The organism is Cupriavidus sp. UYPR2.512, assembly GCF_000379565.1.
In the GTDB taxonomy this organism is placed as follows: domain Bacteria; phylum Pseudomonadota; class Gammaproteobacteria; order Burkholderiales; family Burkholderiaceae; genus Cupriavidus.
On the sequence record NZ_KB903032.1, the window covers coordinates 1 to 2,180 of the forward strand.

Sequence of the window (2,180 nt, forward strand, 5' to 3'; positions counted from 1 at the left end):
ATCCGAAAGAGTTTACAACCCCACCCGCTATGTCATTGACCGTAAACGACTTTCTGCGGCGCACCAGCCGCCAGGAGTTGTGTGTAATGAGGTGGCCTAAAATACCGCGCAACTCTGCTGACGTGCGTATTCAGAATCCTTGGCAATATCATGTGTGTTTATGCCCGTTCCGAGCGCCGGCGATGCATGACCAACAGCGACCGGATTTCCGATGCTGTCGATAAATGTCGACCTACAGAAGCTGGCACGCTATGGCATTGCCTAGGCGAGGCACGCCGAATCTTCAACGCGGGTATCGGCGGGCAGGCAAGATCGGCGCGCTCTTGAGGGGGGTGGCTCAAGATCGTGCCACCTGTAAGAACACACGGTGCGATAAGAATGCGAGGGCCTCCAGTGTCATCTTTGACTAAAGCCGGTGGCGCACAGCTTCGATGAGATTCTCATTGCCGCGGCGCGTACCGGCTCCGCCAAAGTTTCCGAATAGCGAGCCGTGGGCATGGTGAGTGTGACGGCGCCAGCGAGTTCTTTCAAGGCATTGAAAACCGGAGCTGATACGCCGCTGAGCTCCGGTACGCGATCTCCGACTAGCATCGCAATCCCCTCCTTACGCACTCGATCGTAGAGTTCCCCTTGTTCACCGGAATAGGCGAGCAGTAAGCGGCCACTTGCGCCGCGATCAATAGGGAGGACCTCACCCACCCGTAGGTGATCGCGAACCAGTTGTGGGGAATCAACGCGATAGAGGCAGAGACGGAACTCGCCTTGGCGTACATAAAAAGCAGCGCTCTCTTTGGTTTGTAGCATGAGTTCACGCAACGCAGGCATCACGATTTCTTCAAGCGAAAATGACGCCGCGTAGATTGCATGCAGTCGCGCGATCTGTGGGCCAAGGCTGTAGGTGCCATCTGTTTTGCGCTGGACGAGACCCTTGTGCTGCAAGGATGCTAGGAGTCTCAGTGCGGTGCTTTTATAGAGTCTTGCCTGTTTGGCTATCTCAGTCAGCGAGAAAGAAGTAGCTTCTGGCGTGAACACGTCAAGCAAAGACAAAGCGCGGTCCACGCTCGATGCGCCACCAGGCGCTGAATTCTCATCGGCCTTTGACGTGTTTAGCGGCTTACGGGGCATCGTAGGATCAAGGAAAAAGTGCGGATGTTGACCTCGTAAAGGCGGTACCATAAACTAAATTAAATTTGTCGTTCTGTCATACGGAACAAGCTTGTGGTGTCAACAAAGAAGTCTTTGGGCAGCGAAGTTGGTGCGCGTCATGGGATGAAGGCTATCTATCGAGCGACACGCATCGCCAGCAATCGCCAGCAATTTTCGTGCTCATCTTCATGAAAGAAACCAAGCTATGGAGCGGGGTCGAAAAAGCCTCCGATGTAAAAGTGGGCATCAGCTATCTCGATAGGAAAGACTATGTACTTTCGCACTGTGCCAGATGAGAAGCGACTCGAGGTTTTCACGTCGAGGCCCAAGCGCTTTCGCAGGGTGAATGTTGGATCCGATTGGGCCGACGCCAACGAGGCTGGCAGGTGCGTTGAGAGTTTCCTTGAAGGCCCGACCTTCGATCAAGCGGGGTAACCTCTACGTGACACCGGAGACATTTACTTTACGGATCAAGGGCAGACTGGTCTGCACGATCCAACCGGCCGAGTCTTCCGTCTGAGAAAGTCGGGGCAGTTGGATTTGCTGCTGGGAAATGTTCCAAGTCCGAACGGTCTGGTCCTGTCTCCCGATGAGAAAGTACTTTTCGTGGCCGCCACCCGCGGGAATAGCATTTGGCGAGCCCCACTCCAAGCAGACGGGAGCGTGTCGAAGGTGGGACAGTTGTTCACCTTCTATGGCACTAGTGGGCCGGATAGCATTGCTATGGACCGTCGCGGATGCTTGTACGTCGCACATGCGAGCTTAGGCTACATTTGGGTAATTAGCGCCAAAGGGGAGCCCGAGCGGATTCTGGTGAGTCCGACTGGAGACGACCACGACAAATCTCACATTTGGACCGACAGCGGAGGGACCATCGATTTTTGTGACTGAATCGGAGGCTGGAACGATCCTTCGGGCAACACTGTGAATCTACTGAATGTCACTAGTGTCCGGTTTATTTGAGGGTCATTGGCTTGGAAGCCAATGCTGACGCGGGTTGTGAGGATTCCATGGGTGTCCACGATTTGAATTTC

1 protein-coding gene and 1 pseudogene are annotated in these 2,180 nt (G+C 54.4%); one reads left to right on the forward strand and one right to left on the reverse strand.

Annotated features, from left to right (window positions below; all coding sequences use genetic code 11):
• Positions 1 to 396: 396 nt before the first annotated feature.
• Complete coding sequence (locus tag A3A5_RS0118710) at positions 397 to 1,125, reverse strand: IclR family transcriptional regulator (RefSeq protein WP_026200904.1); 729 nt, start codon at positions 1,123 to 1,125, stop codon at positions 397 to 399.
• A 291-nt stretch (positions 1,126 to 1,416) separates the two neighbouring features.
• Here A3A5_RS0118710 and A3A5_RS40580 point away from each other — a divergent pair.
• Positions 1,417 to 2,074, forward strand: a pseudogene (locus tag A3A5_RS40580) (SMP-30/gluconolactonase/LRE family protein).
• Positions 2,075 to 2,180 lie beyond the last annotated feature (106 nt).

Bases quoted from the DNA above. Each gene is read 5' to 3' on its own strand.
- A3A5_RS0118710 (WP_026200904.1), bottom strand. From the start codon at position 1,125: ATGCCCCGTAAGCCGCTAAACACGTCAAAGGCCGATGAGAATTCAGCG.